General features: G+C 58.9%; 20 protein-coding genes and 1 pseudogene. 5 read left to right on the top strand and 16 right to left on the bottom strand.

Annotated features, from left to right (window positions below):
- The 9 genes from KUW17_RS22105 to KUW17_RS22065 form a co-directional block, all read right to left on the bottom strand.
- A complete protein-coding gene (locus KUW17_RS22105; RefSeq protein WP_222482472.1) occupies nucleotides 1-1,053 on the bottom strand; it encodes a c-type cytochrome in 1,053 nt (350 codons plus the stop codon).
- The gene (gene soxC / locus KUW17_RS22100) at nucleotides 1,037-2,308 is read right to left on the bottom strand and encodes a sulfite dehydrogenase (RefSeq protein ID WP_222482471.1); all 1,272 of its coding nucleotides are present in this window, start codon (nucleotides 2,306-2,308) and stop codon (nucleotides 1,037-1,039) included. The genes KUW17_RS22105 and soxC overlap by 17 nt, the downstream gene beginning before the upstream one ends.
- Nucleotides 2,309-2,378: 70 nt before the next feature.
- On the bottom strand, nucleotides 2,379-4,076 hold the full coding sequence (gene soxB, locus KUW17_RS22095; RefSeq protein ID WP_222482470.1) for a thiosulfohydrolase SoxB: 1,698 nt from the start codon (nucleotides 4,074-4,076) through the stop codon (nucleotides 2,379-2,381).
- 86 nt (nucleotides 4,077-4,162) lie between these two features.
- Complete coding sequence (gene soxA / locus KUW17_RS22090; protein WP_222482469.1) at nucleotides 4,163-5,008, bottom strand: sulfur oxidation c-type cytochrome SoxA; 846 nt, start codon at nucleotides 5,006-5,008, stop codon at nucleotides 4,163-4,165.
- A 71-nt stretch (nucleotides 5,009-5,079) separates the two neighbouring features.
- Nucleotides 5,080-5,409 carry a thiosulfate oxidation carrier complex protein SoxZ gene (soxZ, locus tag KUW17_RS22085; protein ID WP_222482468.1) on the bottom strand — a complete coding sequence of 110 codons (330 nt, stop codon included), beginning with the start codon at nucleotides 5,407-5,409 and terminating at the stop codon, nucleotides 5,080-5,082.
- A gap of 34 nt (nucleotides 5,410-5,443) precedes the next feature.
- A complete protein-coding gene (gene soxY / locus KUW17_RS22080) occupies nucleotides 5,444-5,860 on the bottom strand; it encodes a thiosulfate oxidation carrier protein SoxY (RefSeq protein ID WP_222482467.1) in 417 nt (138 codons plus the stop codon).
- Nucleotides 5,861-5,906: 46 nt separating this feature from the next.
- Complete coding sequence (gene soxX / locus KUW17_RS22075) at nucleotides 5,907-6,383, bottom strand: sulfur oxidation c-type cytochrome SoxX (protein ID WP_222482466.1); 477 nt, start codon at nucleotides 6,381-6,383, stop codon at nucleotides 5,907-5,909.
- A gap of 130 nt (nucleotides 6,384-6,513) precedes the next feature.
- Entirely contained in the window at nucleotides 6,514-7,092 is a 579-nt protein-coding gene (locus KUW17_RS22070; RefSeq protein WP_222482465.1) for a thioredoxin family protein, read from the bottom strand.
- 14 nt (nucleotides 7,093-7,106) lie between these two features.
- A complete protein-coding gene (locus KUW17_RS22065) occupies nucleotides 7,107-7,847 on the bottom strand; it encodes a cytochrome c biogenesis CcdA family protein (protein ID WP_222482484.1) in 741 nt (246 codons plus the stop codon).
- Nucleotides 7,848-7,927: 80 nt separating this feature from the next.
- On the opposite strand from KUW17_RS22065, the gene KUW17_RS22060 reads away from it, so the two are divergent.
- The 3 genes from KUW17_RS22060 to KUW17_RS22050 all read left to right on the top strand — a co-directional run bounded on the left by KUW17_RS22060 (nucleotide 7,928) and on the right by KUW17_RS22050 (nucleotide 9,815).
- Nucleotides 7,928-8,302: a hypothetical protein gene (locus KUW17_RS22060; protein ID WP_315899419.1), complete on the top strand. Its 375-nt coding sequence runs from the start codon at nucleotides 7,928-7,930 to the stop codon at nucleotides 8,300-8,302.
- Nucleotides 8,303-8,402: 100 nt separating this feature from the next.
- Nucleotides 8,403-8,711, top strand: a complete 309-nt coding sequence (locus KUW17_RS22055) for an ArsR/SmtB family transcription factor (protein WP_222482482.1) — start codon at nucleotides 8,403-8,405, stop codon at nucleotides 8,709-8,711.
- 42 nt (nucleotides 8,712-8,753) lie between these two features.
- Nucleotides 8,754-9,815 (top strand): YeeE/YedE family protein, encoded by a 1,062-nt coding sequence (locus KUW17_RS22050; RefSeq protein WP_222482464.1) that lies wholly within the window; start codon nucleotides 8,754-8,756, stop codon nucleotides 9,813-9,815.
- A gap of 388 nt (nucleotides 9,816-10,203) precedes the next feature.
- Here the strand turns inward: KUW17_RS22050 and ftsH are convergent, their stop codons facing one another.
- The 6 genes and pseudogenes from ftsH to groL form a co-directional block, all read right to left on the bottom strand.
- On the bottom strand, nucleotides 10,204-12,108 hold the full coding sequence (ftsH, locus tag KUW17_RS22045; protein ID WP_222482463.1) for an ATP-dependent zinc metalloprotease FtsH: 1,905 nt from the start codon (nucleotides 12,106-12,108) through the stop codon (nucleotides 10,204-10,206).
- 57 nt (nucleotides 12,109-12,165) lie between these two features.
- The gene (locus KUW17_RS22040) at nucleotides 12,166-13,104 is read right to left on the bottom strand and encodes a ribose-phosphate diphosphokinase (RefSeq protein ID WP_222482462.1); all 939 of its coding nucleotides are present in this window, start codon (nucleotides 13,102-13,104) and stop codon (nucleotides 12,166-12,168) included.
- Nucleotides 13,101-14,741: a thymidine phosphorylase family protein gene (locus KUW17_RS22035; RefSeq protein WP_261397359.1), complete on the bottom strand. Its 1,641-nt coding sequence runs from the start codon at nucleotides 14,739-14,741 to the stop codon at nucleotides 13,101-13,103. The genes KUW17_RS22040 and KUW17_RS22035 overlap by 4 nt, the downstream gene beginning before the upstream one ends.
- 451 nt (nucleotides 14,742-15,192) lie before the next feature.
- Nucleotides 15,193-16,344 carry a cation:proton antiporter gene (locus KUW17_RS22030; RefSeq protein ID WP_222482461.1) on the bottom strand — a complete coding sequence of 384 codons (1,152 nt, stop codon included), beginning with the start codon at nucleotides 16,342-16,344 and terminating at the stop codon, nucleotides 15,193-15,195.
- 49 nt (nucleotides 16,345-16,393) lie between these two features.
- Nucleotides 16,394-16,894 (bottom strand): c-type cytochrome, encoded by a 501-nt coding sequence (locus tag KUW17_RS22025; RefSeq protein ID WP_222482460.1) that lies wholly within the window; start codon nucleotides 16,892-16,894, stop codon nucleotides 16,394-16,396.
- 218 nt (nucleotides 16,895-17,112) lie between these two features.
- A pseudogene (gene groL / locus KUW17_RS22020) lies at nucleotides 17,113-18,736 on the bottom strand (chaperonin GroEL).
- Nucleotides 18,737-19,209: 473 nt separating this feature from the next.
- Between groL and KUW17_RS22015 the strand changes: the two are divergent.
- Together KUW17_RS22015 and KUW17_RS22010 are read left to right on the top strand one after the other, a co-directional pair.
- Entirely contained in the window at nucleotides 19,210-19,488 is a 279-nt protein-coding gene (locus KUW17_RS22015; RefSeq protein ID WP_222482459.1) for a glycine zipper 2TM domain-containing protein, read from the top strand.
- Nucleotides 19,489-19,541: 53 nt separating this feature from the next.
- Nucleotides 19,542-20,099, top strand: a complete 558-nt coding sequence (locus KUW17_RS22010; RefSeq protein ID WP_222482458.1) for an HPF/RaiA family ribosome-associated protein — start codon at nucleotides 19,542-19,544, stop codon at nucleotides 20,097-20,099.
- 464 nt (nucleotides 20,100-20,563) lie between these two features.
- Here KUW17_RS22010 and KUW17_RS22005 read toward each other — a convergent pair whose 3' ends face one another.
- Entirely contained in the window at nucleotides 20,564-22,330 is a 1,767-nt protein-coding gene (locus KUW17_RS22005) for an SLC13 family permease (protein WP_222482457.1), read from the bottom strand.
- Nucleotides 22,331-22,681: the final 351 nt, after the last annotated feature.

The following is a 22,681-nucleotide window of genomic DNA, read 5'->3' as shown; positions in this document are numbered from 1 at the left end:
TCAGCTTCCGAATGACTTGAGGTATACGATGACCGCGTCGATTTCGTCCTGCTTCCCGAGGCCGGCAAAGGACATCCGCGTCCCCTTCATATAGGCCTTGGGTTTGGCAAGGAACGCAGCCAGCTCTTCGTCGGTCCAAACAAGCCCCTCCTCAGCCGCCGCTTTCATCGCCTTGGAGTATTTGAAGCCTTCGATGGCACCCGCAGTGGCACCGGCAATCCCGTTCAAGGCCGGACCCGTGCGATGCTTGGCGCCTTCGCCAACCTGATGGCAGGACTTGCATTTCTTGAAAACCTTTTCACCGCTTTCGATCATCTCGGGGTCAAGCGCTGCAGTGTCCTCAACTTCCGCAGATCCCTCCGAAGCCCCTTCAGATTTTGCTTGGGCTTCCTGCTCAGATGCTTGTACTCCCACGGCCCCTGTCTCTTCGGGCGTCACGTCCAGAACGGCCGCGCGCATGGCGATTTTAACATTTTCCTTGCAGTCCTCCATGCACGGCTCATCCATCCAGAAATGCGCCTCGGCGGTTTCGCGGTCATCCACGATGAATCCGTCGGCATTCGGCATGTCCACCTCGAGAAAATTCTCGTGCGTCAGCGTGAATTCATCGTCGACGATGTCGTTGGAATAGAGGATGTAGGCCACGATCGCATAGACCTCATCCGGTTCCAGCGACTGCGCGTTTCCAAACGGCATTGACCGGTTCACATAGTCCCAGACCGTTGAAAGATAAGGCCAATAGGATCCAACCGTCTTTAGCGGATCCTTGTCGGCAAGCGTCCCTTCGCCGCCCGCCAGTTTGGGCCAGTTGCCGACGCCTTCAGCAAAATCCCCGTGGCAAACGGCACAATGTTCGGCAAAAACCTCCTCTCCGGTGAACACGTCGCCGGATCCTTCGGGAAGTCCGGTTCCATCCGGGGCAACATCCAGGTCCCAGGCGGTGATCTCTTCCGGCAGTGCTGGGCGGCCAAGGCCGAAGCTCCCTGCAAATGCGGGAACCGCCAGGCACAGGCCAAGGGCTGAGGCAGCGAACAGCTTATGATACTTCGACATTTTCCGCCTCTCCGTTTTCCTTGATCCACCAGGTCTGGATGCAATTGTTGTGGTAGATCGAGTTCTCTCCACGCACCTCCCGCAATTGCGCCTTGCTGGGCTGGACGTATCCGGTGGAATCCTTGGCGCGGGCCTGCAGCAGCATTTCCGATCCGTCCCAGTTGTAGTCCAGGTAGAAGCGGGTCAGCGCCTTGTCGGTGCCTGGTGCTGCCAGGCGCGCGGGCGTCCAGTTCTTGCCGCCATCGACAGAAACGTCGACTCCGGTGATCGAGCCGCGGCCGGACCAGGCCAGACCCGTGATCACCAGCGGCCCCGGTCCATGCGCGATCGGCGCCTGCGGGCTGGGCGCCGTGACAACCGATTTGGCGTCCATCACCCATGTCCACTTGCGTGACATGCCGTCCTCGAGCGTATCTGTATACTTGGACGTCTCTTCGCGGCTTTCAATGGCCATCCCGGTCACTTCGACCCGGCGCAGCCACTTGACCCACATGTTGCCTTCCCAGCCGGGCACCACCAGCCGGACAGGATAGCCGTGTTCTTTGCGCAGCGCCTCTCCGTTAGCCTTGAACGCAACCAGCACGTCATCCAGCGCCTTTTCCAGCGGGATCGAGCGGCCGTTGGAGGATGCATCAGCACCCTCGACATAGACCCACCTGCCTTCACGTTTGACGCCGGCTTCCTCCAGCAAAAGGCGCAGCGGCACGCCGGAATACTCCATGTTGTGGATCATGCCATGCGTGAACTGCGCGCCGTTCAACTGCGCGCCCGCCCATTCCATGCCGGTATTCGCCGCGCATTCGCAGAAATAAACACGGTTCTCACGCGGGAAGCGTTCAAGATCCTCATAGGTGAAGACAAGCGGCGTATCGACCAGGCCGTTGATCATCAGGCGGTAGTCCGCCTTGCTCAGCTCGATAGCGCCGGAATGGTGCCGTTCGAAGGCGCAGCCTTGCGGGGTGATCGTCCCGTCCAGCGCATGAATCGGCGTGAAGTTGATCGAACTGATCGTGTCGGCTGTCAGCCATTCGACGTTGCGCCGCACCACGTCCTTCTCAAACTGGATCGGCAAACCGTAGGGCGTTGCGTCCACGCCTTCTCCTGTTGCCTGCGCCCACTCCTGGACGTTGGTGATCAGCGGATCCGGGTCTGCGGCGCGGGTCGTCCCGGCAGCAGCCACCCCTACTCCAACGGCGGCTGCCCCGCTCAGGAATTGGCGGCGGGAGGGTGCCTTTGCTCTGGAGTTTGCACTCATTTTTGTTTGCCTCCGTTACTCGATCAGCAAATCTTGTTCTAGCGTTTCAAGGCCGTATGAGGCCGCGGTATCAGGCGCCGATCACCTCGACTGATGTATTCGGCCCGACGGTCACCGTGCCCTGATTGCGAATGTGGTTTTCAACGACGTCCCAGACCGGCGGGCCTTCGGTGCCTTCATTGACGCTGGCCCAGCCCGCCACGACGTAGGTTTTCGCCGGATCGATCGCCTCGCCGGTCTTGAGCAGGGTCATGTTGCTGATCCGCTGCCCCTGCGGCTTGGTCACGTCGATGCGGTAGCCAAGCCCTCCGACACGAACCATATCGCCGCCCTGCTGGTAATAGGGATCGGGGTTGAACAGGTTGTCGCCAACGTCTTCCAGGATAACGTGGATGAATTCACCGGTCATTTCAGTCCGGTAGGCATTCGGATACGTCATCGAGGTAACGTTCCACAAATCCTCGCGCGTGATGTCCTGACCCGGCAGGATCGAAGGCCCCCAGCGCACCCCTGGCGACATCGCGATATCTGCTTCCCGCTCGCTCAGCAGCGCATCGCAGATCAGGTCGTCCCAGGTGCCGTTGAAGTTGCCACGCCGGTAGAGCAGCGTATCCGTCTTTCCGATCACTTCGTTCAGCGCCGCTTCATAAGGCGCACGCTGCTCATCAATCAGCGCGGTGATCGCCGGATCGGGCGCAATCACGTCCGAGAAAATCGGGATCAGCTTGTGCTTCAGGCCCATCATCCGGCCATCCCGCACATCCAGGTCCACACGGCTGACGAACTTGCCGTTCGAGCCGGATGCAATGATGTGCGTTTTGTTGACCAGAACCGGCTCTGGCAGCGCGTCGTGGGTATGCCCGCTCAGGATCACATCAATCCCTTGGACACGACCGGCCATCTTCTTATCGACATCGAAACCATTATGGCTGAGCACGACAACCGCATCGGCGCCAACGTCGCGGACTTCATCCACCATGGCCTGCATGTTCTCGTCACGGATTCCAAAGGAGTATTCGGGGAACATCCAGCTGGGGTTCGCAATCGGCATGTACGGGAACGCCTGTCCGATCACGGCAACCTTGGCACCGCCGCGGTCGAAGAACTTGTAGGGCTTGAACAGCTCAGCCGGTTCGTCCCATTCAGCGTCGAATATGTTCTGCCCTAGGGCGGCAAATGGCAGCCCTTCGACGATTTCATTGACCCGGCCGCTGCCCAGGGTGAACTCCCAGTGGAACGTCATTGCATCGGGTTTCAGCGCGTTCATCACGTTGACCATGTCCTGACCGGCAGTGTGATAGCAGGTGTATGACCCATGCCATGTGTCGCCGCCGTCCAGCAGCAGCGCATCGGGGCGGTCAGCGCGGATGGCGTTGATGACAGTCGAGACCCGGTCCAGCCCCCCTACCCGGCCGTACGTCCGCGCCAGCGAAGTAAAATCGTTGTAGGTCAGCGCATAAGCGGATGGGCTTCCGTCTTCGATCCCATAGGCCTTGCGGAAGGCCGCGCCCGTCACATGCGGCATCTGCCCGCGTGCATCCCCGATGCCGAGGTTGACTTCGGGTTCGCGGAAAAATACCGGCTTCAGTTGCGCGTGAATATCGGTGACATGGATCAGGCTTATGTTGCCGTAGGTCTCGAATTCCAGCAATTGGTCCTGGGTCAGGCTCTGTTGCGCCGCCAGCCGGGCCCAATTCCCATAGCCGGACACCCCGTAAAGCGCCGAAGCTGCCATGGAAACCTGCAGAAAGTCACGTCGCGAAATCATCTTCGGCTTTCCCTTTTCACATCTAAATATGTGAATGTTATTGGTGTGAAATGCCCGCGCCAGGCATCCCCGGCGCGGGCGCAGCGTTACTGGCGGACTGCAGGGGTTTCGACCGAAAGCCCGTTGCCCCGCGATGCGACATAGAGCTCCAGCGCCCGGAACTCGTCCGAGCCTTCGGCAAACGTTTCGGCGCGCGTGTCGCGGATACAGCCGCGGAACCGGTTGTGGCGCGAGATCAGCTTGGCCTGTTTCAGCCGGTAGGTGGGGAAACCGTTGGTCATACCCTGGCTCAGATGGTCGGCACGGATCATATTGCCCCAGTTTTCTTCATGGCAGTTGGCGCAGCTGAGCTCCAACTGGCCATAGCGGGTATAATACATCTCTTTACCTTGCTCCCAGAACGGGGCCGCGGCGCCATCAATGGCAACGTTCACAGGCATGCCGCGTGACTGCAGGCCAATCAGTGCAACTATCCCCTGCATGTCGGCACCGGACCATTTCCAGGCATCCGCTTCCATACGATCGGTCCGGCACTTGTTGATCAGGTCCTCCATCACAACCAATTTGCCGCTTTCGGCATCGACCTTGGGCATTGATGCCTGCAGGCCCTTGAAGCTTTCCACGTCTTCATGACAGGAGGCACAGCTCTTGCCAGCCGCTCCATCCACAGTTCCGAAAAGGTCTGCGGCCTGATCGACGAATACCATTGCCGGATTGTCAAAATCGTCAGTCTGCAAGGCCTGCGTTTCGTCGGTACGGAAATGCCAGCCGGAATAGATCGTATCCAGGTTTTCCGCATGCGCCGGCGCTTCCGTCACCGAGATCATGTTCAGTTCTTCATTGATCACAAGTTTGTCTTCGTCCGGACCGGCTATCACTGCAACAGGATAGGCCAAAACTGCCGCGATCGCCGTAAGTGCCTTTTTGTTCATTGCTTTCCTCCCTTGGTGAACCAGCGCCAGCGTTCACAGGCGGGCGCTGATCTGCCTTAGTGGCCGAACCATCAGGCGACCTCGATCGACTTCTTGGTGTCGTAGACGGAGCCGTCGTCGTCATACCAGGTGAACACGAACTCCCCGGCTTCGGGCACAGTGGCCTCAAACTGGAAATAGGGGTTCGTTGAAATCGCAGGTTCCATCGTCACGTCCACCACCAGTTCTCCGTTGAACTCGCAGGTGAAACGGTTGATGATCGAACGCGGAATGACATTGCCTTCCTTGTCCTTGCGCTGACCGCTTTCCATCTTGTGGCTGATGAGAGTCTTGATTGTGACCGCTTCACCTGCGGCGGCAGTCTTTGGAACCTTGACGCGGGGTTTAACTCCAGATGCCATTGGGTGATCTCCTGTTCTTCAGGGCGCGAGGCGATCAGCCGCCGCAGCCGCCAATTGTCACTTTTACGGTCGCCGAGGCCTTGGCGAAGCTGCCATCAGCCATCTTGGCCACCGCGATCACATCCTGCGTTCCAGCAAGACGGATGCGCGTGGAAGCGGTCTGTGCAGCTGCCAGCGGGCCAAAGTTGAAGGTTGCGACGCCCGGCTCCGGGTTGCCCGCAGCCACAACCAAGATCGCAGTGGCACCCGGGGCGCTGACTTCGATCGGAACGGTGTTGCCGTTCTCAGCGATTTCCGGCGCCGTCAAAGCTACCCCGCCCTCGGCCATATCCGCTCCGCCCGTGAATGCTGCAATCGCGTCTTCAGCAGCCGCGTTTGCGCGGAATGGTGCCACGGCCAGCACCGCGGCGCCCAGGCCCAGGCCCAGCGTCTCGCGACGAGTAAGTTCCATCTTCAGTCTCCTTTGCGTCCTTCGGGTTCCGTGCTTGCGGACACGGTCACTGCTCCTTCAGCGTCGCAAGAAATGCGACGACATCTTCGATTTCCTGTGCGGTCAGGATCGAGGTCAGCGGTGCAGAAGGAGCCTTGCCGGTATAACCGTCGCCAGGGCGGATATAGCCTTCGTCCTTGTAGAAAGCCGGCATCACCGTTCCTTCAAAGGTCATCTTGGCGTTCGCCACCAGTCCGCGAAGCTCCGCCTCGGTCCACCGGTCACCGGCACCGTCAAGCATCGGGCCGACTTCCCCATGAAACGGAATATCTGCCAGGGCTGTGACCTCATGGCAGGCGACACAGTTGCCTTTCGATTTTTCGCCAACAATGACCGCTCCGTTGGCCGCGTCACCAGCGACGCCGGTCAGCGGTTCCGCAACGGCGCCATACTCGTCGTATTGGATTTCCTTTGGACTGGTCTCCGCCGCGATGGCAGCAGCGCCTGTCAATGCACAGGCCAGAGTAATGAGTCTCAGCTTCATGATCCCTCCCATTTGCTGCCGCGCGGCAGTGCTTTGCGGCCCAACGACTTTGTGTACCGTAGTCGACGAACAAGGCATGTCGCAACATTAAATTCATTTTCATGAATTTTTTTATATGTATCCAGCAAAATCAGTCTTGAGCAACATTGTTGCGCTCACGAATTCGCCGTGCGTGGTACCGTTGAAAATCTTCCCCGTTTTCAATCTCGTACCGTTTCTCGTTGACCCAGGTAAAAAGGTCCAAGGTGGTTTCCTTGGAAAACGCGCCCGGCATAACTGCGACTGCAGCTTCGATCGCCGTGGCATCCTCAGGCACCTCGCCGGGCAGGAAAACGAGCGTTGGCGTGAACAATATGCCCCATTTGCGCATCAGCGATCTTTGCTCGCTCTCCTCTCCGTCAAAATCAACCGCCGTTGCGCTTCCGTGCAAATCCAGTTGAACGGCAAAGAAGTTTTCTTCGATGTAAGCGGCCATGTCAGGCTGCGGGAAAACTTCCTCGTGCATTTTCTTGCAGTAGATGCAGCCCTGCTGTTCGATGAACAACACCAGCCGTTTGCCTTCCCCGGAAGCCTCTTCAAGGTCCTCGCGGAGGTCCTTGAATGTGTCGCGCATCCAGGGCGTTTTGTGGAGGCCGTCATCGCCAACCTCTGCGGCAGAAACCACCCCGGCGATCAGGCACGCTATCATGGAGACAAGAATTCGTTGCATGGCTTCCTCCCGTACTAGCCTATTGCTGCCAGCCACGGCATGTGGTCCAGCATCCATTGTGCGATCAGATTTATGGAGTTGGTTGCGATCAGCAGGCCGAAGAGTATCAGCAGACCGCCCATCGCCTTCTCGATCAGCCCCAGGTGTTTTCTGAAGCGCGCCATCCATTGCATGAATGGCCGCACCAGAAGCGCCGCCAGAACAAACGGTGCGGTCATGCCGACACCATAGACGAACAGCAAACCGGCTCCCCTCCAGGCGGTTTCCGCTCCTGCGGCCGTGAACAGAATGGCAGCCAGAACCGGCCCGACGCATGGCGTCCAGCCAAACGCGAAAGCCAAGCCGAGGACATAGGCTCCGGCGGGGCTGACGTCCGAGGTCTCCCCGATATCCGCGCGGATCTGGCGATATAGAATTCCGACCCGAATGACGCCCAGAACATGCAGCCCCATCGCAATGATGATTGCCGCCGCAATCCATCGCAGAATGTCAAAATACTCCCGGACCAGCTGCCCGAAGACCGAGGCCGTAGCGCCAAGGGCCATGAAGACCGTTATGATGCCCGCGGCAAATGCCATCGCCGACAATGTTGCCCGGCGGCGGACAGCCCCCGGAACATCGGAACCGGCCGAAATCTGCTCCATGCCTACGCCAGCCAGATAGCTGAGGTAAAAGGGGACAATCGGCAATATGCAGGGGGAAAGAAACGATAGCAGGCCTGCGGCCAACGCCCCTGCGAAAGTAATGTCGAGCATGGCCAATTCCGCCCAGGAATGCTATCATTCACATATTCAAATTAACAAAGATGTAATCCCATCGTCAATCGGAGCTTGTAGTGCGTCGCTTCCTTCCCCTTCTGCTGTCTGTTGCGCTGCTGGCTGCGCCCATGGTTTCACGGGCTGAAATGACACTGCTGATGGCGGAAGAGAACGGCTGCATGTGGTGCGCGCGCTGGGATTCCGAAATTTCCGGGACTTACCCAAAAACCCCCGAAGGAAAGATTGCGCCCCTGCGGCGTCACGACATTCACCGCCCCACACCAGGGGATATTGCACTGGAAAAACCTCTCTACTTCACACCGACCTTTGTCTTGCTTGAAAATGGCAAGGAGGTAGGCCGCATCGAAGGCTATCCGGGCGAGGATTTTTTCTGGGGCCTGCTCGGTGTTCTGCTGCGCGGCAGAGGAGTATCGATTGAGGCCTCTGGCTAAAGCGCAGCAGATCACATAAATTGTTTTGAATACGTGAAGCCAAGAAAGCGAGGCGATCTTGTTGGACAAACCTTCGAAACTGCCAGTGTTCTCCAAGGATATGTGCGCCGAGGACTTGGACAGGATGATGGAGAATGCAGAAACGGCATCGAACTTCCTCAAGGCGATCAGCCACGAGGGACGCCTGATGATCTTGTGTTATTTGTCGTCGGGGGAAAAATCCGTCACGCAGATGGAGGAAATGCTTTCGGCCCGGCAGGCCGCGGTATCCCAGCAATTGTCCCGCTTACGATTTGAAGGCCTCGTCAAAACGCGGCGCGAAGGAAAAGCGATCTATTACAGATTGGCTGACGACCGATCCACAAAGATCCTGGAAGTCATCTACGATCTGTTCTGCCGGGAAAAATAAGGGCCTGTTTGAAACACAGCCAGCTTTGGGAGGAGACTGGCCATGTTCGAAATCTTGGGAGATGCCAACTCCGTGGCCCTGATCGGGCTTCTTGGCGGAATTGTCCTGGGCCTGGCAGCCCGCATCGGCCGCTTTTGCACTCTGGGAGCGATCGAAGACTGCCTCTACGCGAATGACGACCGTCGGCTGCGGATGTGGGCTGTTGCGATCGGTGTCGCCGTCATTGGCAGCCATGCTGCAATGGCCTTTGAATGGTTCGATCCGTCAGGGACCCGTTACCTGGCTCAAACATGGAACCCGATTGGCTCGGTGATCGGGGGGCTGATGTTTGGTTACGGCATGGCCATCAGTGGCAACTGCGGCTACGGCGCGCTGGCGCGGCTTGGCGGCGGTGATTTGCGGTCCTTTGTCATCGTTTTGATTATTGGCCTTTCAGCCTATGCCGTCATGTCGGGTCCGCTGGCGCATATGCGGATCTGGGTTTTCCCGGTGGAAATGGATCTCAGCGAAACTCAGAGTCTCAGCTTTCTTGCTGAACGGCTGACTTCTATTCCAGCGGAATTTGCCGGCTTGCTGGCCGGTGCTGCCTTGGTGGTTTTCGCAATGGCAAGCCGCCGGTTTCGTAGCAGTCCTTCGCAAGCCTTATGGGGAGCTGCAGTAGGGTTGGCAATCCTGTCCGGCTGGGTCGGCACATATTGGGTCGCAACCCATGGTTTCGACGGGGAAACCGCACAGACCCATACCTTCGCCGCACCTTTGGGAGACACGATGCTCTACCTCATGACCGCATCGGGAACCACGCTTTCATTTGCAGTCGGATCTGTCTCCGGCGTGCTCATTGGTGCTTTCCTGGGTTCCTGGTCCAAAGGCCACTTTCGCTGGGAAGCTTGCGAGGATCCGCGTGAACTCAAGCGGCAAATGGTGGGAGCCGCGATAATGGGGCCCGGGGCGGTAATCGCTGTCGGATGCAGCGTCGGACAGGGCATTTCGGCCTTCTCCCTTCTGGCCTACAGCGCACCCGTCACTTTCGCAGCGATATTTGCCGGGGCTGCTCTCGGGCTTAGGCAACTCGTCACAGGTTTGCCGTTTGTTGCAGGACGTTAAAATCCGGATCTTTTGCAAGCAAGAAACCCTTTCTGCATCCCATCTTCCAAAAATGGCGAGATTGGCTTGCAGTGACAGCTTAGGCAGCAGTTGAATAGTGTCTCCCAACGTCAGCAATATGTAAGCTTGCTGCTTGAACACGTTTCAGCGCCACCAGCTGACTGTGGTCGGCATACTGCAACCGCAACGCAGCCCGACCGTGGCATTGGCGATAGAGGCCGGCAGGACGTTCGGGCCTTCGCCGCAAACAGCTATGCCGCGGCAACAGCATCAGATGCAGAATACTCAGACGCAGCCGTCTTGGGCTTCATCGTTTTAACTTTCTGGCTGACTGCGCCTGTATGGCGTTCACCTGCCGGCACGCCCGGCCCCTTAAGCTTAGTATTGTCTAACGGCGGGTACTTCCGGGAAGACTGTCAGAGGCTGATGTGCTAAGGGGACAGACCTTGCTCCCCGAGGTCAGACAGGTTTCGATTTCCTCAAAGTTCAGCGTTTCCCTCGTTTCCAGTTCGTGAACCAGGAGGCTGACCCCTGCCCGATGGGTTTGAAGAAGCTCCGTAGCTGCCGTCTCAGCTGTTTTCAGCAGTTTCATCACCGCTCTATCCACCTGAGCGGCTGTCTCGTCGGCATGCTCTCGCGGCTGGGCGATGGATTGTCCTAGGAAGGGGTGATCTTCACTCTGCCGCAAGTCAATCGGACCGATTTCCTCAGTCATGCCCCAGCGTGCCACCATGGACCGGGCAAGCGTGGTTGCGCGGTTGATGTCGTCATCCGCACCGGAGCTGACTGTGCCGGTCAACAGCTTTTCTGCCGCACGGCCGGCCAGCAGGATCATCAGTTGGGCGCGCAGGTAATCTTCCGGCAGGGTATGGTGCTCTTCGCGGCTCAGCATATGGGTGCCGCCCAGGGTGCGGCCGCGTGGAATGATCGTGACCTTATAGAGCGGATCAGCTTCAGGGGTAAAAAAGGCTGCAGCTGTATGGCCGGCTTCATGCACAGCCAAACGGTGCCGCTCTTCGGGTTTGAGAGCCAGAGTCCGCACGGTTCCCATCATCACTTTATCCCGGGCTTCCTGAAGATCCGCACTAGTAATGTCCGCGGCATGCCGCCGGGCTGCATTAATGGCGGCCTCGTTCAACAGGTTTTTCAAGTCAGCGCCGGAAAATCCGGGGGTTCCTTCGGCGATGGTGCTGAGATCGTCAGGACTGCAGAGCGGCAGGCCGCGGGCATGAAGATCGAGAATGGCGCGCCGGGCCGGCAGATCGGGCAGGTTCAGTGTGACGTGGCGGTCGAAACGGCCGGGGCGCAGCAGCGCCGGGTCCAGCACGTCCGGCCGGTTGGTCGCGGCCAAAACCACCACCGCTTCCTTTCCCTCGAACCCGTCAAGCTCTGCAAGGATTTGGTTCAGTGTCTGTTCGCGCTCATCGTGGCCGCCGCCAAGCCCAGTGCCGCGGGTGCGGCCAATGCTGTCCAGTTCATCAATGAAAATCACCGCCGGGGCGGCTTTGCGCGCGGCTTCGAACATCTTCCGCACCCGGCCGGCGCCAACACCAACAAAGACCTCGATGAACTCTGATCCTGAGGTAGAAAAGAACGGCACACCCGCCTCACCGGCGAGTGCCTTGGCCAGCAAGGTTTTGCCGGTTCCGGGCGGGCCCATCAGCAAAACCCCATGCGGCACCTCAGCGCCGACTTTGCTGAAGCGGTCGGGCTCGCGCAGGAACTCGACAAGCTCAGCCACCTCGCGTTTGGCCTGCTCCTGGCCTGCAACGTCATCAAACGTGGTTTGCGGGCGGGTTTCGCTGGGTTTGGAGAACCGTCCGCTGAAGATCCCGCCCAGCCCAGGTGAACCCAGGCCCCCGCTGATCCGGCTGAACATCCGCCGCTGAAACCAGAGATAGACCGCAAGGATCAAAACCCAAGGCAGCATGTAAGACAGAACCGAAACGCCTCGCGGCGGTTTGGCGGTAATTTCCACCCCCTTGGCTTCAAGCAGCGGCAGCAGATCCGGGTCGCCTTGGGCCGGGATGGCGGCACGAACGGGTTCGGTTCTGTTTGAACTGCCGCTGACTACCGTGATGTTGTATTCTTCCAGTAAAACTCGGGTTACCTCGCCGCGCTGAACCATTGCTTTCAATTCGCTGTAAGGCACGGATTGAACACCAGCGCCTGAGATTAGCAGGGCCCAAAGCATTAGGCTGCCGAAAAGGGCAGCCCAGATCAGCCCCCGCACCAGCGGCAGCTGCCAGGGAGGTCCGGTCCCATTCGGTTCATTCTCGCGGTTGTTTTCCATTGCGCCACCACATGCTGTCAGCATTCCTGATTTCACGTGTCCAGGCATTGCGCCAAATCAACTCCGGGAAAACCCAGGATCTTCTCTGCTTTCCTGGCGTCTTTCACCGGTTTCAAGCAGGCTGCGCCACGCGCCTGCCAATAAGGATGCGATGCTGATTCCGTTGCTTTCGTGAGGGATGCTGTCCGTGGAGACAATCCTGCGGGCGCCCGCTGCTAAAACTCGGGCATAGGCCCCGTCAGCAAACACAGCATGTATCACCACACAGATTGGCGGGCTTTCCCGCACAGGCGGCAACTGTTCGATGGATCTGACCAATGTGCCGCCGGAGGAGGCTATGTCATCCAAAATGACAGGAGTACCGGCCGTCAGCGCTACCCTGGACGGGGCACTGATTTCTACCTGGTGATCGCCGCTTCGGTGTTTACGAAACACCTCGAAGCGGCACCCGGCCTGTGCCGCAACCTCGGCCACCCATTGCCGGCTTTCTTCATCGGGACCGATCAGGACGGGGTCGGCGACGTTCCGGGCGATCCAATCGGCAAGTGCCGGAGCTGTGGCCACCCGCCGTGTGGGAACTGAAAAAAGTTCTGCCAGATCCTGAATCCGGTGCAGATGCGGATCCGCAGTTATAAGCCAGTCAAAGCTTTCCTCAAGGCAGGCTGCAAACAACGGCGCGCTGACGGCCTGCCCGGCAGCAAAGCGCCGGTCCTGGCGCATATAGCCAAGGTAGGGCGCAATCAGCCCGATTCTGGCCGCTCCCATCTCACGGGCGGTGGCTGCCGCAAAACGCAGCGGCAATAAATGCCGGTCGGGATCCCGCAATGTGCACAATATGGCCAGATCGCAGCCCGCAACGTCCCCTTCCACGGTTATCAGGCTCTCACCATCCGGGAAGTGCCGCCAGCCGATTGGCACGATCCGGGCGCCAACCGACTGAGCAAGACGGGCGCCCATAGGCATCATGGCGGAAAACGGAGCAAGAACGGGAGTCATCGCTGCCTCCTGATGGTAAACGGACCAGTCTGGCGCGCGGTATAGTCCCGCGCATATGCAAGCTCTCCCGGGGTTTCCGAGTGGATTTCAAAAAGGGGTTCGGCACGTTGAATTCTGTCACCGGGGCGGGCCAGCAGCAGAATCCCGGCGCGCGCGCGCTGCGGTGCACCTGCAAGTTTGGCAATCCGGGCAATCAGGCGATTGTCGATTGCGGTGATTGTCCCGCTGTGCGCGGCAGTCACAAGTGTCCGGTGCGCAGCGGCTTCCGGTTCTCTAAACCCGCCCTGCGCTTCGCATATTGCCATGAAACGCTGCTCGGCGGCGCCGCTGTCCAGCAGCTTTGCAGCGGTGTCTGCGCCGGCTCCCGCCGCACCGCCCAAATCAAGCAATTGTCCCGCCAGCGTCAGCGCCCGGGTGCGCAAATCCGCAGGCGCATCCGGTGTCCGGCGCAGCACTTTCAGCACATCCGCCGCTTCCAGTGCCGGACCGATCCCGCAGCCCACCGGCTGGCTGCCGTCACTGACGTGGACTTTGAGTTCCAGCCCGATCGCTGCTGCAACCGCTTTCAATCGCGCTGACAGAGATGCGGCCGCTGCCGGAGAGCGGACTTTGGCGGTAGGTCCTGCAGGAATATCGATGATCACCCTATCGGCCCCTGCGGCGGCCTTCTTGGACAAGACACTTGCCGCAAGCTGGCCGTCGCTGTCGAAATCCAGAGGCCGTTCAATGCGGATCACGACGTCATCTGCCGGACTGAGATGAAGCCCGCCGCCCCAAACAACGCAGCCGCCCTGCGCCTCGATCACCCGGCGCATTGCAGTCAAATCCAGCTCCACTGGTGCCATAACTCCCATGACATCTGCGGTCCCGGCGGGTGATGTGATGGCCCGGCTCGACGTTTTCGGGATGATGTGTCCGGCTGCGGCGGCAATCGCTACCACAATCGGCGTGGTCCGGTTGCCCGGCAGTCCGCCGACGCAATGTTTGTCCAGCACAAGATCCTTGCCCCAGCTCAGCGTCTTGCCTGCGGCCTGCATGGCCCGTGTCAAAGCAATTGTTTCTTCGATATCCAGCCGGTCGCCGGCACAGGCCGTCACAAAAGCAGCCAGGTCCAGGTCCGAAAGCCTGCGGGCCAGCGCATCGCCGATGATGGTGCTGAACTGCGCCTGTTCAAGACGTTCGCCGTACACTTTCGCACGAATGAAAGACGCGGCTGCTGGCGGTTCCGGGTGCGATAGCCGTCCCATAGCATCAGGGCCGGGCTGCAAGGCCTGCCAAGCTGCATCTGACAAAGCAGCAGCATCCGGCGGCAGCCAGCCGCCGCCGGTTACCACGTTCAGCGTTGCAATTACCCATTTGCGGCCGCAGTCAATTCGCACCCGCGTAAGCGCCCGGAAACCTTCGGCCTGACAAACGTGGCAATCCGCGTGCATATAGACAACAGGGTGGCTGTAGGTGTCGATGCCAGCCGGAATCAGCCGCAATCTGTGAGGGCTGGTTTTCATCTTACGTGCTCCAGACGGATGGTGCACAAGTGCGGAGGGGACAGCAGCACAGCACCGATATTGCGGGCGCGTACCGGAAAGGACTTTCGGTTGTGCGTTCGCAACCTCATGTACCTTGCGAACAAGCCGCAAACGGCCGGCACCAGCAGCTGCCAAACCTCCACCTGAGGCCGGGGGCCGGTTACAGTATCTGCAGGCCCAAGTAACCGCAGGCGCATTTGACCGGCTTGTACCATGGATCAAACCTTATCCACGAAGCATTCCGGTTACCAACTAGCTGGCAGAGGTACGATCGCAAGGCCCGCCGTCTTGACCGCAAAAAGTTGCCAGTGGGGCTTTTAGGACTTTCTGCCCGCCCACCTTGCGGCCCGCAGGCTGAGGCGGACCTGCAAATGCAGGAAGCCAAATGTTTATAGCAAGGCGGTATTCTGATCAGACTCCACGGCGCCGCTCACAGGCGTCAGTGCGGTCATCGGGGGCAAACCTTGTGCAGTTCAAAATACCTTGCAGGCATTAGGGGCCGAACCTTAGGGATCGCGGCTTGGGCATCATTCGCATGGGCGAGTGCTGTACTTAGGACAAATCAGACCTGATCCGACTTTTTCAGTGCCCACATCGTCGCGAAAGGTCCGATAATCTCAAAAACAACGGTGGCCCCAATCGTCAAACCCATAATCTGGTCTTTCCACTGCGGAAGCGCCTGTCCGGCCAAAAGCGCCATGCCGATTGCCACGCCGGCCTGCGGCAGAAGCGCGGCACCGTAAAGCCCGCGCTTGGGTTTCGGGACCTTTGCAACGGCCGCGCCAAGCCATCCTCCCAGCAGCCTTGCCGCAATGCGCAGAACGACAAGCACCGCCCCCAATACACCCAGTTTGGAAATTGAGGAGGTATCCAAAGCAGCGCCTGCAAGAATGAAAAAAACAATCATGAACGGCCACTGGATATGCTCGATTTCGTGAAACGCTCTGCGGTGATGGCGGGCGAAGTTTGCAACCAGCGCTCCTGCAGTCATGCCTGTGATCAGGAAGGACACACCCAGCCAAACCGCCAGGCCGGCTGTAAGAAACGCCACAGACAGTGCTTCGACAAGCAAAGGCTCGCCCGCGTCGATCCGGCCGGTAAGAAACACGGCCGGCAGGCCTATCAGGCAGCCAAGTATCAACGCACCGCCGATCTCATGCACAACAGAGACGCGCAATTCCGCTTCAGACCCCGCCACCTGGGTTGCGACGGCCAGGCAAATACTGAATGCCAGCAAACCCCAGGCATCATCCACTGCAACGATCCCCCGGATGGTCTGAGTAAACCCGTTGGAAACACCTGACTGCCGGATCACATCAAGTGTCGTCGCCGGAGCGGTCGCCGTCGCCACACTGGCCAGAACCAAAGCGAGCGCCGGGTCCGCGCCCAATAGGAACAATCCCGATGTAACCAAAAGCAGCGTCGTCAAAATGATTGCCAATGAGATGCAGAGGATCGCGGCGCCATGCGCTTTCAGCGTGTCGGCCTTGAACGACCCGCCCAGCAAAAATGCAACCATCGAAAGTGCAATCACCGTCGCAGTTTCCGAAAGGTCTGCCAGTTGCTCGGGAACAAGGTCGAACGCGGATGCAAGCATGCCGCAGGCCAGCAGCAGCGTTACCCGCGGGACTTTGCTTCTGCGCCCTATTTGGTCGGCAAAAAGGCCAACTGTAAACAACACCCCAACTGAAATTATTAGTTCAGATTGGATCATCCTTATCGAGAAGCCTTCTGCCTTTGGGAAACACCACAGTTCGGGCCGCTTATTCTTGAATACTCTGCAGGTAACTGGCCAGTGCCAGAAGATCCGCAGGAATGGGCGTGGCCAAGTCGTCTTTCTCGACCAATATTACAGGCCCCAGATCTCCGGCGCCAAACTCAGGCATGGCGGCTGGGGGATGGTTCCTCCGCTCGTAGCCATCGATGACCCCCATAACATAGTCGCGAGGGAATTCTCCGCCGTTGCGCGCCGACAGCAATGTCAGCGCCGGCGCTCTCTGTCCCGGTCCAAGCGATGCCGGCCCTGCTCCCAAACCTCCGCTGCCGTGGCATTCCGCGCATTTTTCAGCAAAGAGCGCCTTGCCATGCCTTGCATCCGTTCGCGCGACGGTCTGACTGGGAGTACACCCGCTGATAACCAAAGCAAGCTGTATGCAAACAACTGTTATGATAGAATTTATTTGGTTCATATGATCCTCGCAGCCAAAATCTGTAGTAAACCTGATCAGCTCCGCCCAGACAGGCCAGTTCGATAGCTGGTGCATGACAGGCCGTTGGTCAATCCGCACAATGGCTTCGGGCGCGAGCGATAGTCCGGAGTTTCGGGCCGCATTCTGGCGTAGCAATCCTCATATCTTTGTTTGATCAAGGTCCGTTCCTTTCGGGCAAAGAACAAGGCCACGTTATCACACACAACTGAGCAGCTGCTGGAACCTGTCCAGGGCTGCCGGCATGCTTTCCGGCCAAGCTCTTCTATCAGCGCTCAAAATGCCAGGCCTTGAGGCACCTGCGCTTTGTCTTCGGGATCTTTCACTTCCGTCATTGTCGCCTCCGTCAGGAGCAGGACACCAGCCACCGAAACCGCGTTTTCCAATGCAATCCGCACAACCTTTGTCGGGTCCACGATGCCCGCCTCCAACAGGTCGACATATTCGTTGCGCGCGGCGTCATAGCCATGGCTGCCCGTGCCCTTCAACATCTCTGCAACGACAACCCCGCCGTCGACAGCGGAGTTTTCTGCAATCCGGCGCGTTGGGGCGCTCAAGGCGTGGCGCAGGATTTCAAGGCCGGTCTTCTCATCGCCTTCCGCATTGGCTTCTTCGGCCTGCACCGCCCCGGTGCAGCGCAAAAGTGCAAGCCCGCCGCCGGGAACGATGCCTTCGGCTACGGCCGCCTTGGTGGCATTGATGGCGTCGTCCAGGGCCTCCTTCTTGTTCTTCATTTCCGCCTCGGTCAGCGCGCCCACCCGGATCACCGCCACCCCGCCCGAAAGCTTGGCCAGCCTTTCCTCCAGTTTCTCCCGGTCGTAGTCGCTGGTTGTTTTCCCTATCTGAGCCCGGATCTGCGCCACCCGATCGCTGATCGCCTTGGGATCGCCAGCCCCGCCAATAATCGTGGTCGTGCCATTGTCTGCAACGACGCGTTGCGCAGCCCCCAGATCAGTAAGCCCCGCGTTTTTCAGTTTCAGCCCCAGTTCCTCTGAGATCATCTGGGCACCGGTCAGCGTTGCTATGTCCTGCAGCATGGCCTTGCGCCGGTCGCCGAAACCGGGCGCCTTGACGGCAATGCAGCGGAACACCCCGCGCAGCTGGTTGACGACAAGCGTCGCAAGCGCTTCGCCCGACACGTCCTCTGCGATCAGCAGGATCGGTTTGCTGCTCTTGGAAATATCTTCCAGCAGCGGCACCAGATCGTTCAGGTTGGCGATCTTTCTGTCGCAGATCAGGATCAGGGCGTCCTCAAGCACCGCTTCCATCTTGTCAGGGTCGGTCACAAAATAGGGCGAAATATAGCCGCGGTCGAATTGCATGCCTTCGACCACTTCCAGAACGGTTTCGGTTGTCCGCGATTCCTCCAGCGAGACGATGCCGTCATCACCGACCTTTTCCATCGCATCGGCGATCATCTCGCCCACCGCCATATCATTATGCGCCGAAATCGCCGCGACCTGGGCTTTCTCGGTGCGGGACCTGACAGGGCGGGACAGTTCTTGCAGCGCTTTGGTTGCCGCAGCCAGCCCCCGGTCAAGCCCGCGCCGGATGCCAACGCCGCTGGCACCGGCGACGATGTTGCGGGTGCCATCAGCAAAGATTTGCATGCGCCAGAAGTGTTGCAGTGCTTGTACCGTCTCCAACAGCATCCCCTGTCTTCTCGGCGGCTTGCCTGAGCAGCTGCGCGCCCAGGTTCTCCTCCGGGTCTTCCAAGACGACCTCTTTTGCTATGGTCACACCGTCATCGCAAACAAGCGGTGCCCCATATGCCTTTTGCAGCAGAACGGATTTCGAGCGCGGCCCCAGCGTTACGCGCACGGCTTCTGCAAGAGCAGTTGTGCCCCGAAGAAGTTTTTCGCGTGCCTGTGAATGAAACAGCATTTTCTTGTGCGTCATTTCTCCATTGCCCCCTCACCCGCTATATGCACTAGCGCCACAATGGTCCGCGTCAGCCGCAGCACACTCTAAGTTTATCACAGCAAGGACCTGCTCGAATTGATGCGCAGCAACATGCGGCTCCGCCTGGCCGTTCTTCCGCCGCGACTGCGGGAACTCAGGTTGACGGCGGTCAATGACCACCTGACTGGCAAGGGACATTCTGGACCCAAGACCGGACAGGAGGAGGGACCGGAAAGTGTCTCACAATCAACGGCGGCGAAAGAGGTCCGTTTGGATTGCGGCGGCCTGCAATCCACAGCCCTCATCCAACACTATGAAGTGCCGATGATTTCCCTTCCCCGGCATAGCCGGGCTGGAAAGCCGGCCGCAAGGATGTCGGGGCTGGAGCGCCGCGTACGGCAGGGGTAATCCGGCGCTGCAGTAATTTTTTGTTCCGTTGGTCAAATGCGAAATACGTTGGAGGTAAGCAAATGCGGCTAAAGAACAGGATTGCATCCTTGCTGATCGCCTTGGGACTCCTCCCTGCGTGCGAAAATCTCACTCCCGAACAGCGTACCGTTGTCGGAATAACTGCTGGCGCAGCGGCCGGCCTGATTACGGCTGATGCGCTGAAGGCAGATGATGATTGGCGGCTGATCGCGGCGCTGGCCGGCGCGGCCGCCGGAACTTTGGTGGCGCAGAACAATGCAGCCGGGCGGTGCGCCTACGCGCGCGGAGACGGAACCTACTACACCCGGCCCTGTTATTGAGCAGTAGTGTTCGGCCATCCAGCGGCACACTGAAATTGCAAAGGGGGTCCGAAATGCAAACTGAGCCAGTTGTAACATACCGCAATGTCGATCCCTCGCCATCGGTGGATGCACTGGTCGCCAGGCGGGTGGAGGCCCTTGAGCGGATCAACAACAGGATCGTTGGTTGCGAAACCGTCATTGAAGCGCCTCAGAAACGCAAGGTTACCGGACGGGAGTACCGTGTCCGGCTCACACTCAGTGTGCCAGGCCCAGACATTACGGTAACCCGGACATCGGCCAAGGGCAGCGCCAGGGAAGACTTGGCGCTTGCCTTGAACCGGGCGTTTTCCGCCGCCGAGAAGCTGCTGAAACGGCAGAAGAAGACAATGGCGGCCATTAAGGTCAAGCACCATCCGCCAGTGCTGCATGGCTGCATCTCGCTGCTGGAAAAGGAGCTTGGCTATGGATACATCCGCGCTGACGACGGGCGCGAGGTGTACTTTCAGCAGGATGCGCTGACTGCGGATGTGTGGGACCAGCTTGCTAAGGGCACGCGGCTCCGGTTTCGCGCAATGGAGGGTGAAAAAGGCCCCTATGCCACGGCCGTTTCCCTAGCCGGCGCCGGATAATCCCCGTTTTAAAGTCGCCAGGGCTCGCCTGACGGGTAACCTCAGCTGCCCGCGCTGAGTAAGGATCGCTGGCTGGCGGCGCCATCCGTCAGCTCGGTTTTGTTGCAGCGCCGGACCGCCCGCCAGCCGCTATGAGAACGGCCAGCACCGATCCGTCCTTCGGAAACTCCACCGCGGTGGCGCCGGCAGCGGAAACACTGATCCGCGCAGACCAGCAGTGACAGGCTTCGCAACACGCGCCGAAGCACAAGTGAATCAGACATAAGCATTTGCAAAAATTACATTAATGAAAGTCTCGCCCGGTCGCTCCGGAAGAGCTGCTGTCGGCCATCGGTGCGTGATGCCCCCTGAACGATAATTCTGCTGCTGTGGCTGGCGCAGACGGCTTGGCCCTTTACGCGCCCATCGGAAATGCCCACCGGAAAGCACCCATACACCCGAAAAAACGGAGTTCAGGGGAGCATTCAAAGCGGCCAGAACACCGGAACAAGTATCAGCAAAAGAGTGAGGCAGATTATTGTGAGCGGCAGACCGGCCCGGACAAAGTCCCGGAAATGGTAGCGTCCCGGTCCATAAACGAGCAAACAGGCGGGCTCGAACGGCGTGATGAAGGAAAGCGAGGCCGCTAGGGTGACCAGAACCACCAGAGATCGCGCATCAACACCCAAGGCTTCGGCCGAAGCCGTGGCTACTGGTAACACCGTCAATGCGGCTGCCGCGTTGGACATCGGCTGCGTTAGAAGGATGGTGAGAACCGCGAAAGCCGCCATGGAGGCAGTGACACCGAACGGCAGGGTTGCGCTTACGATCAAGTCCGCCAGATAGGCCGCAGCACCCGTCTTGACCATGGCCCCTCCAAAACTGGTGAGTCCGGCGATTAGAATAAGAAGGCGCCATTCGATGAACCGGTACGCTTCTTCCATGGTGACAAACCGCGCCATGACAAGCACCAACGCAGCCAACAGCAGCGAAACCGATAAGGGCAGAAAGCCTGATGCACCAATAAATACGGCGATTGCTACTATACCTATAACAATCGCTCCTTGCTGATGTGTGAGGATCCTGCTCTCCACTTCCAATAGGCCCCAAAGATTGCGGTTTCCCTTCAAGTTCTCCAGTTCCTCCCGTGCGCCTTGCAGCAAAAGAACATCCCCGACCTGAAGCCGCAGGTTTTCAATCTTGGCCGGCCGGGCGTGACCAGGGCGGTGAATTGCCACGACGGTGACACCGTATCTGCGGTGAAAATTTATTTGTCTCAGGGTTCGGCCAACTAAGTTTGATTGCGACAGCAGAACCGCCTCTGCCATAGCGATCTCTTCGGGTTGAAGGTCCTGCACGGAGAAATGCTGAGTGGCATCAATTACCAATCCGAGTTGCGCTTCGGCGCGAAGCAGGTCTTGGCGCGAAGCTCTCACAATCAGGAGATCCCCCTCATGCAGCTTGCGCCGGTGATGAGGGCGCAGGCGCTTGCCGGCCTGAACAGCTGCAAGCGCGGTCACATTGAACGCCCCTAGCTTGAGTTCGCCAATCGTCCGCCCCTCGGCACGTGACCCTGGCGGAACCACGAGTGCCGACAGATAATCAGGTTTCCCAAATTCATCCTCAAGTTCCACCGGAGCACGAGACGGCACTAGACGGCTGCCAAATAACACCAGCCAAACGATGCCGCAGGCCGCCATTAAAAGGCCAATTCCCAGAAATTCGAACATTGAGAACGGTTCAAGCCCCAACTGTGCTGCCATGGCGCTTCCCGCGATGTTCGTCGACGTCCCGACCAACGTGCAAGCTCCTCCAAGGATCGAAGCGTATGCCACCGGCATGAGAAACCGGCTCGGGCTGGCCTGTGCGTTTCTTGCGATCTGGAGCACGGCTGGCATAAGTATTGCGGTTGCAACCGTGTTGCTCAAAAAGGCGGAAGCAGCGGCAGCGATGGTCAGCAACATGCCCATTCCGCGCCATTCCGTCTTGCCGCCCAAGTTCCGAATGCTGCCGCTAAGCCATTCCATCACACCGGATTTGATTAAAGCGCTGGATAATACAAACACCGAAGCCAGAATGATCACCATCTCGTTCGCGAAACCGGAGAAAGCCTCGGCAGGTGTCAGGACGCCCGAAACGACGAGAGCCGCAAGGAGGGACAGCGTAACGACGTCGACCGGCAACCACTCCATCGCGAAGAAAAGGATCGTCAATGAAAGAAAGGCCAGAACCAGTATGATTTCGACAGTCATGTTCTATCAGGTGCCAGTTTGCTGTTCCCCGCCGAGATCTAACCCGGGTCTTTTTGTAAAGAGGTGACCCGCCTGACAGTTATCTTCCGGTGGTCATATCCGGGTCAACGGCTCTTTACCTCCCGTACTTATCTCGCAGAGACCCTCTTGAAGCCTTCCGCATCAAAGGAAGAAGGCAATCTGGCAGCATTTGTATCAGACGGGCCAGCCTAACAATCTCGTGATACGTCGCAACCCAGGAATACAATTGATGGCCGTCAAGGCGCGCGCGCGGTCAAAGGCTACCATTCCCTTGACTGCATGGGATCACGATTATGAAAAACGCAACCTTCCCTGTCTGGGCCGACCGGA

This window comes from Leisingera aquaemixtae (assembly GCF_019801145.1).
Lineage (GTDB): Bacteria > Pseudomonadota > Alphaproteobacteria > Rhodobacterales > Rhodobacteraceae > Leisingera > Leisingera aquaemixtae_A.
The sequence above is the reverse complement of the archived record's forward strand: the minus strand, read 5'-3'. Positions and strand labels throughout refer to the sequence as shown.

Excerpts from the sequence above, each read along its gene's own strand:
- KUW17_RS22070 (WP_222482465.1), bottom strand. The coding sequence starts at position 7,092 with ATGCAACGAATTCTTGTCTCCATGATAGCGTGCCTGATCGCCGGGGTG.
- soxA (WP_222482469.1), bottom strand. The coding sequence starts at position 5,008 with ATGAACAAAAAGGCACTTACGGCGATCGCGGCAGTTTTGGCCTATCCT.
- KUW17_RS22050 (WP_222482464.1), top strand. The coding sequence starts at position 8,754 with ATGTTCGAAATCTTGGGAGATGCCAACTCCGTGGCCCTGATCGGGCTT.
- KUW17_RS22010 (WP_222482458.1), top strand. The coding sequence starts at position 19,542 with ATGCAAACTGAGCCAGTTGTAACATACCGCAATGTCGATCCCTCGCCA.
- soxX (WP_222482466.1), bottom strand. The coding sequence starts at position 6,383 with ATGAAGCTGAGACTCATTACTCTGGCCTGTGCATTGACAGGCGCTGCT.
- soxC (WP_222482471.1), bottom strand. The coding sequence starts at position 2,308 with ATGAGTGCAAACTCCAGAGCAAAGGCACCCTCCCGCCGCCAATTCCTG.
- KUW17_RS22040 (WP_222482462.1), bottom strand. The coding sequence starts at position 13,104 with ATGACTCCCGTTCTTGCTCCGTTTTCCGCCATGATGCCTATGGGCGCC.
- ftsH (WP_222482463.1), bottom strand. The coding sequence starts at position 12,108 with ATGGAAAACAACCGCGAGAATGAACCGAATGGGACCGGACCTCCCTGG.
- KUW17_RS22030 (WP_222482461.1), bottom strand. The coding sequence starts at position 16,344 with ATGATCCAATCTGAACTAATAATTTCAGTTGGGGTGTTGTTTACAGTT.
- KUW17_RS22015 (WP_222482459.1), top strand. The coding sequence starts at position 19,210 with ATGCGGCTAAAGAACAGGATTGCATCCTTGCTGATCGCCTTGGGACTC.
- soxB (WP_222482470.1), bottom strand. The coding sequence starts at position 4,076 with ATGATTTCGCGACGTGACTTTCTGCAGGTTTCCATGGCAGCTTCGGCG.
- KUW17_RS22025 (WP_222482460.1), bottom strand. The coding sequence starts at position 16,894 with ATGCACCAGCTATCGAACTGGCCTGTCTGGGCGGAGCTGATCAGGTTT.
- soxY (WP_222482467.1), bottom strand. The coding sequence starts at position 5,860 with ATGGAACTTACTCGTCGCGAGACGCTGGGCCTGGGCCTGGGCGCCGCG.
- KUW17_RS22105 (WP_222482472.1), bottom strand. The coding sequence starts at position 1,053 with ATGTCGAAGTATCATAAGCTGTTCGCTGCCTCAGCCCTTGGCCTGTGC.
- KUW17_RS22055 (WP_222482482.1), top strand. The coding sequence starts at position 8,403 with ATGTGCGCCGAGGACTTGGACAGGATGATGGAGAATGCAGAAACGGCA.
- soxZ (WP_222482468.1), bottom strand. The coding sequence starts at position 5,409 with ATGGCATCTGGAGTTAAACCCCGCGTCAAGGTTCCAAAGACTGCCGCC.
- KUW17_RS22005 (WP_222482457.1), bottom strand. The coding sequence starts at position 22,330 with ATGACTGTCGAAATCATACTGGTTCTGGCCTTTCTTTCATTGACGATC.
- KUW17_RS22065 (WP_222482484.1), bottom strand. The coding sequence starts at position 7,847 with ATGCTCGACATTACTTTCGCAGGGGCGTTGGCCGCAGGCCTGCTATCG.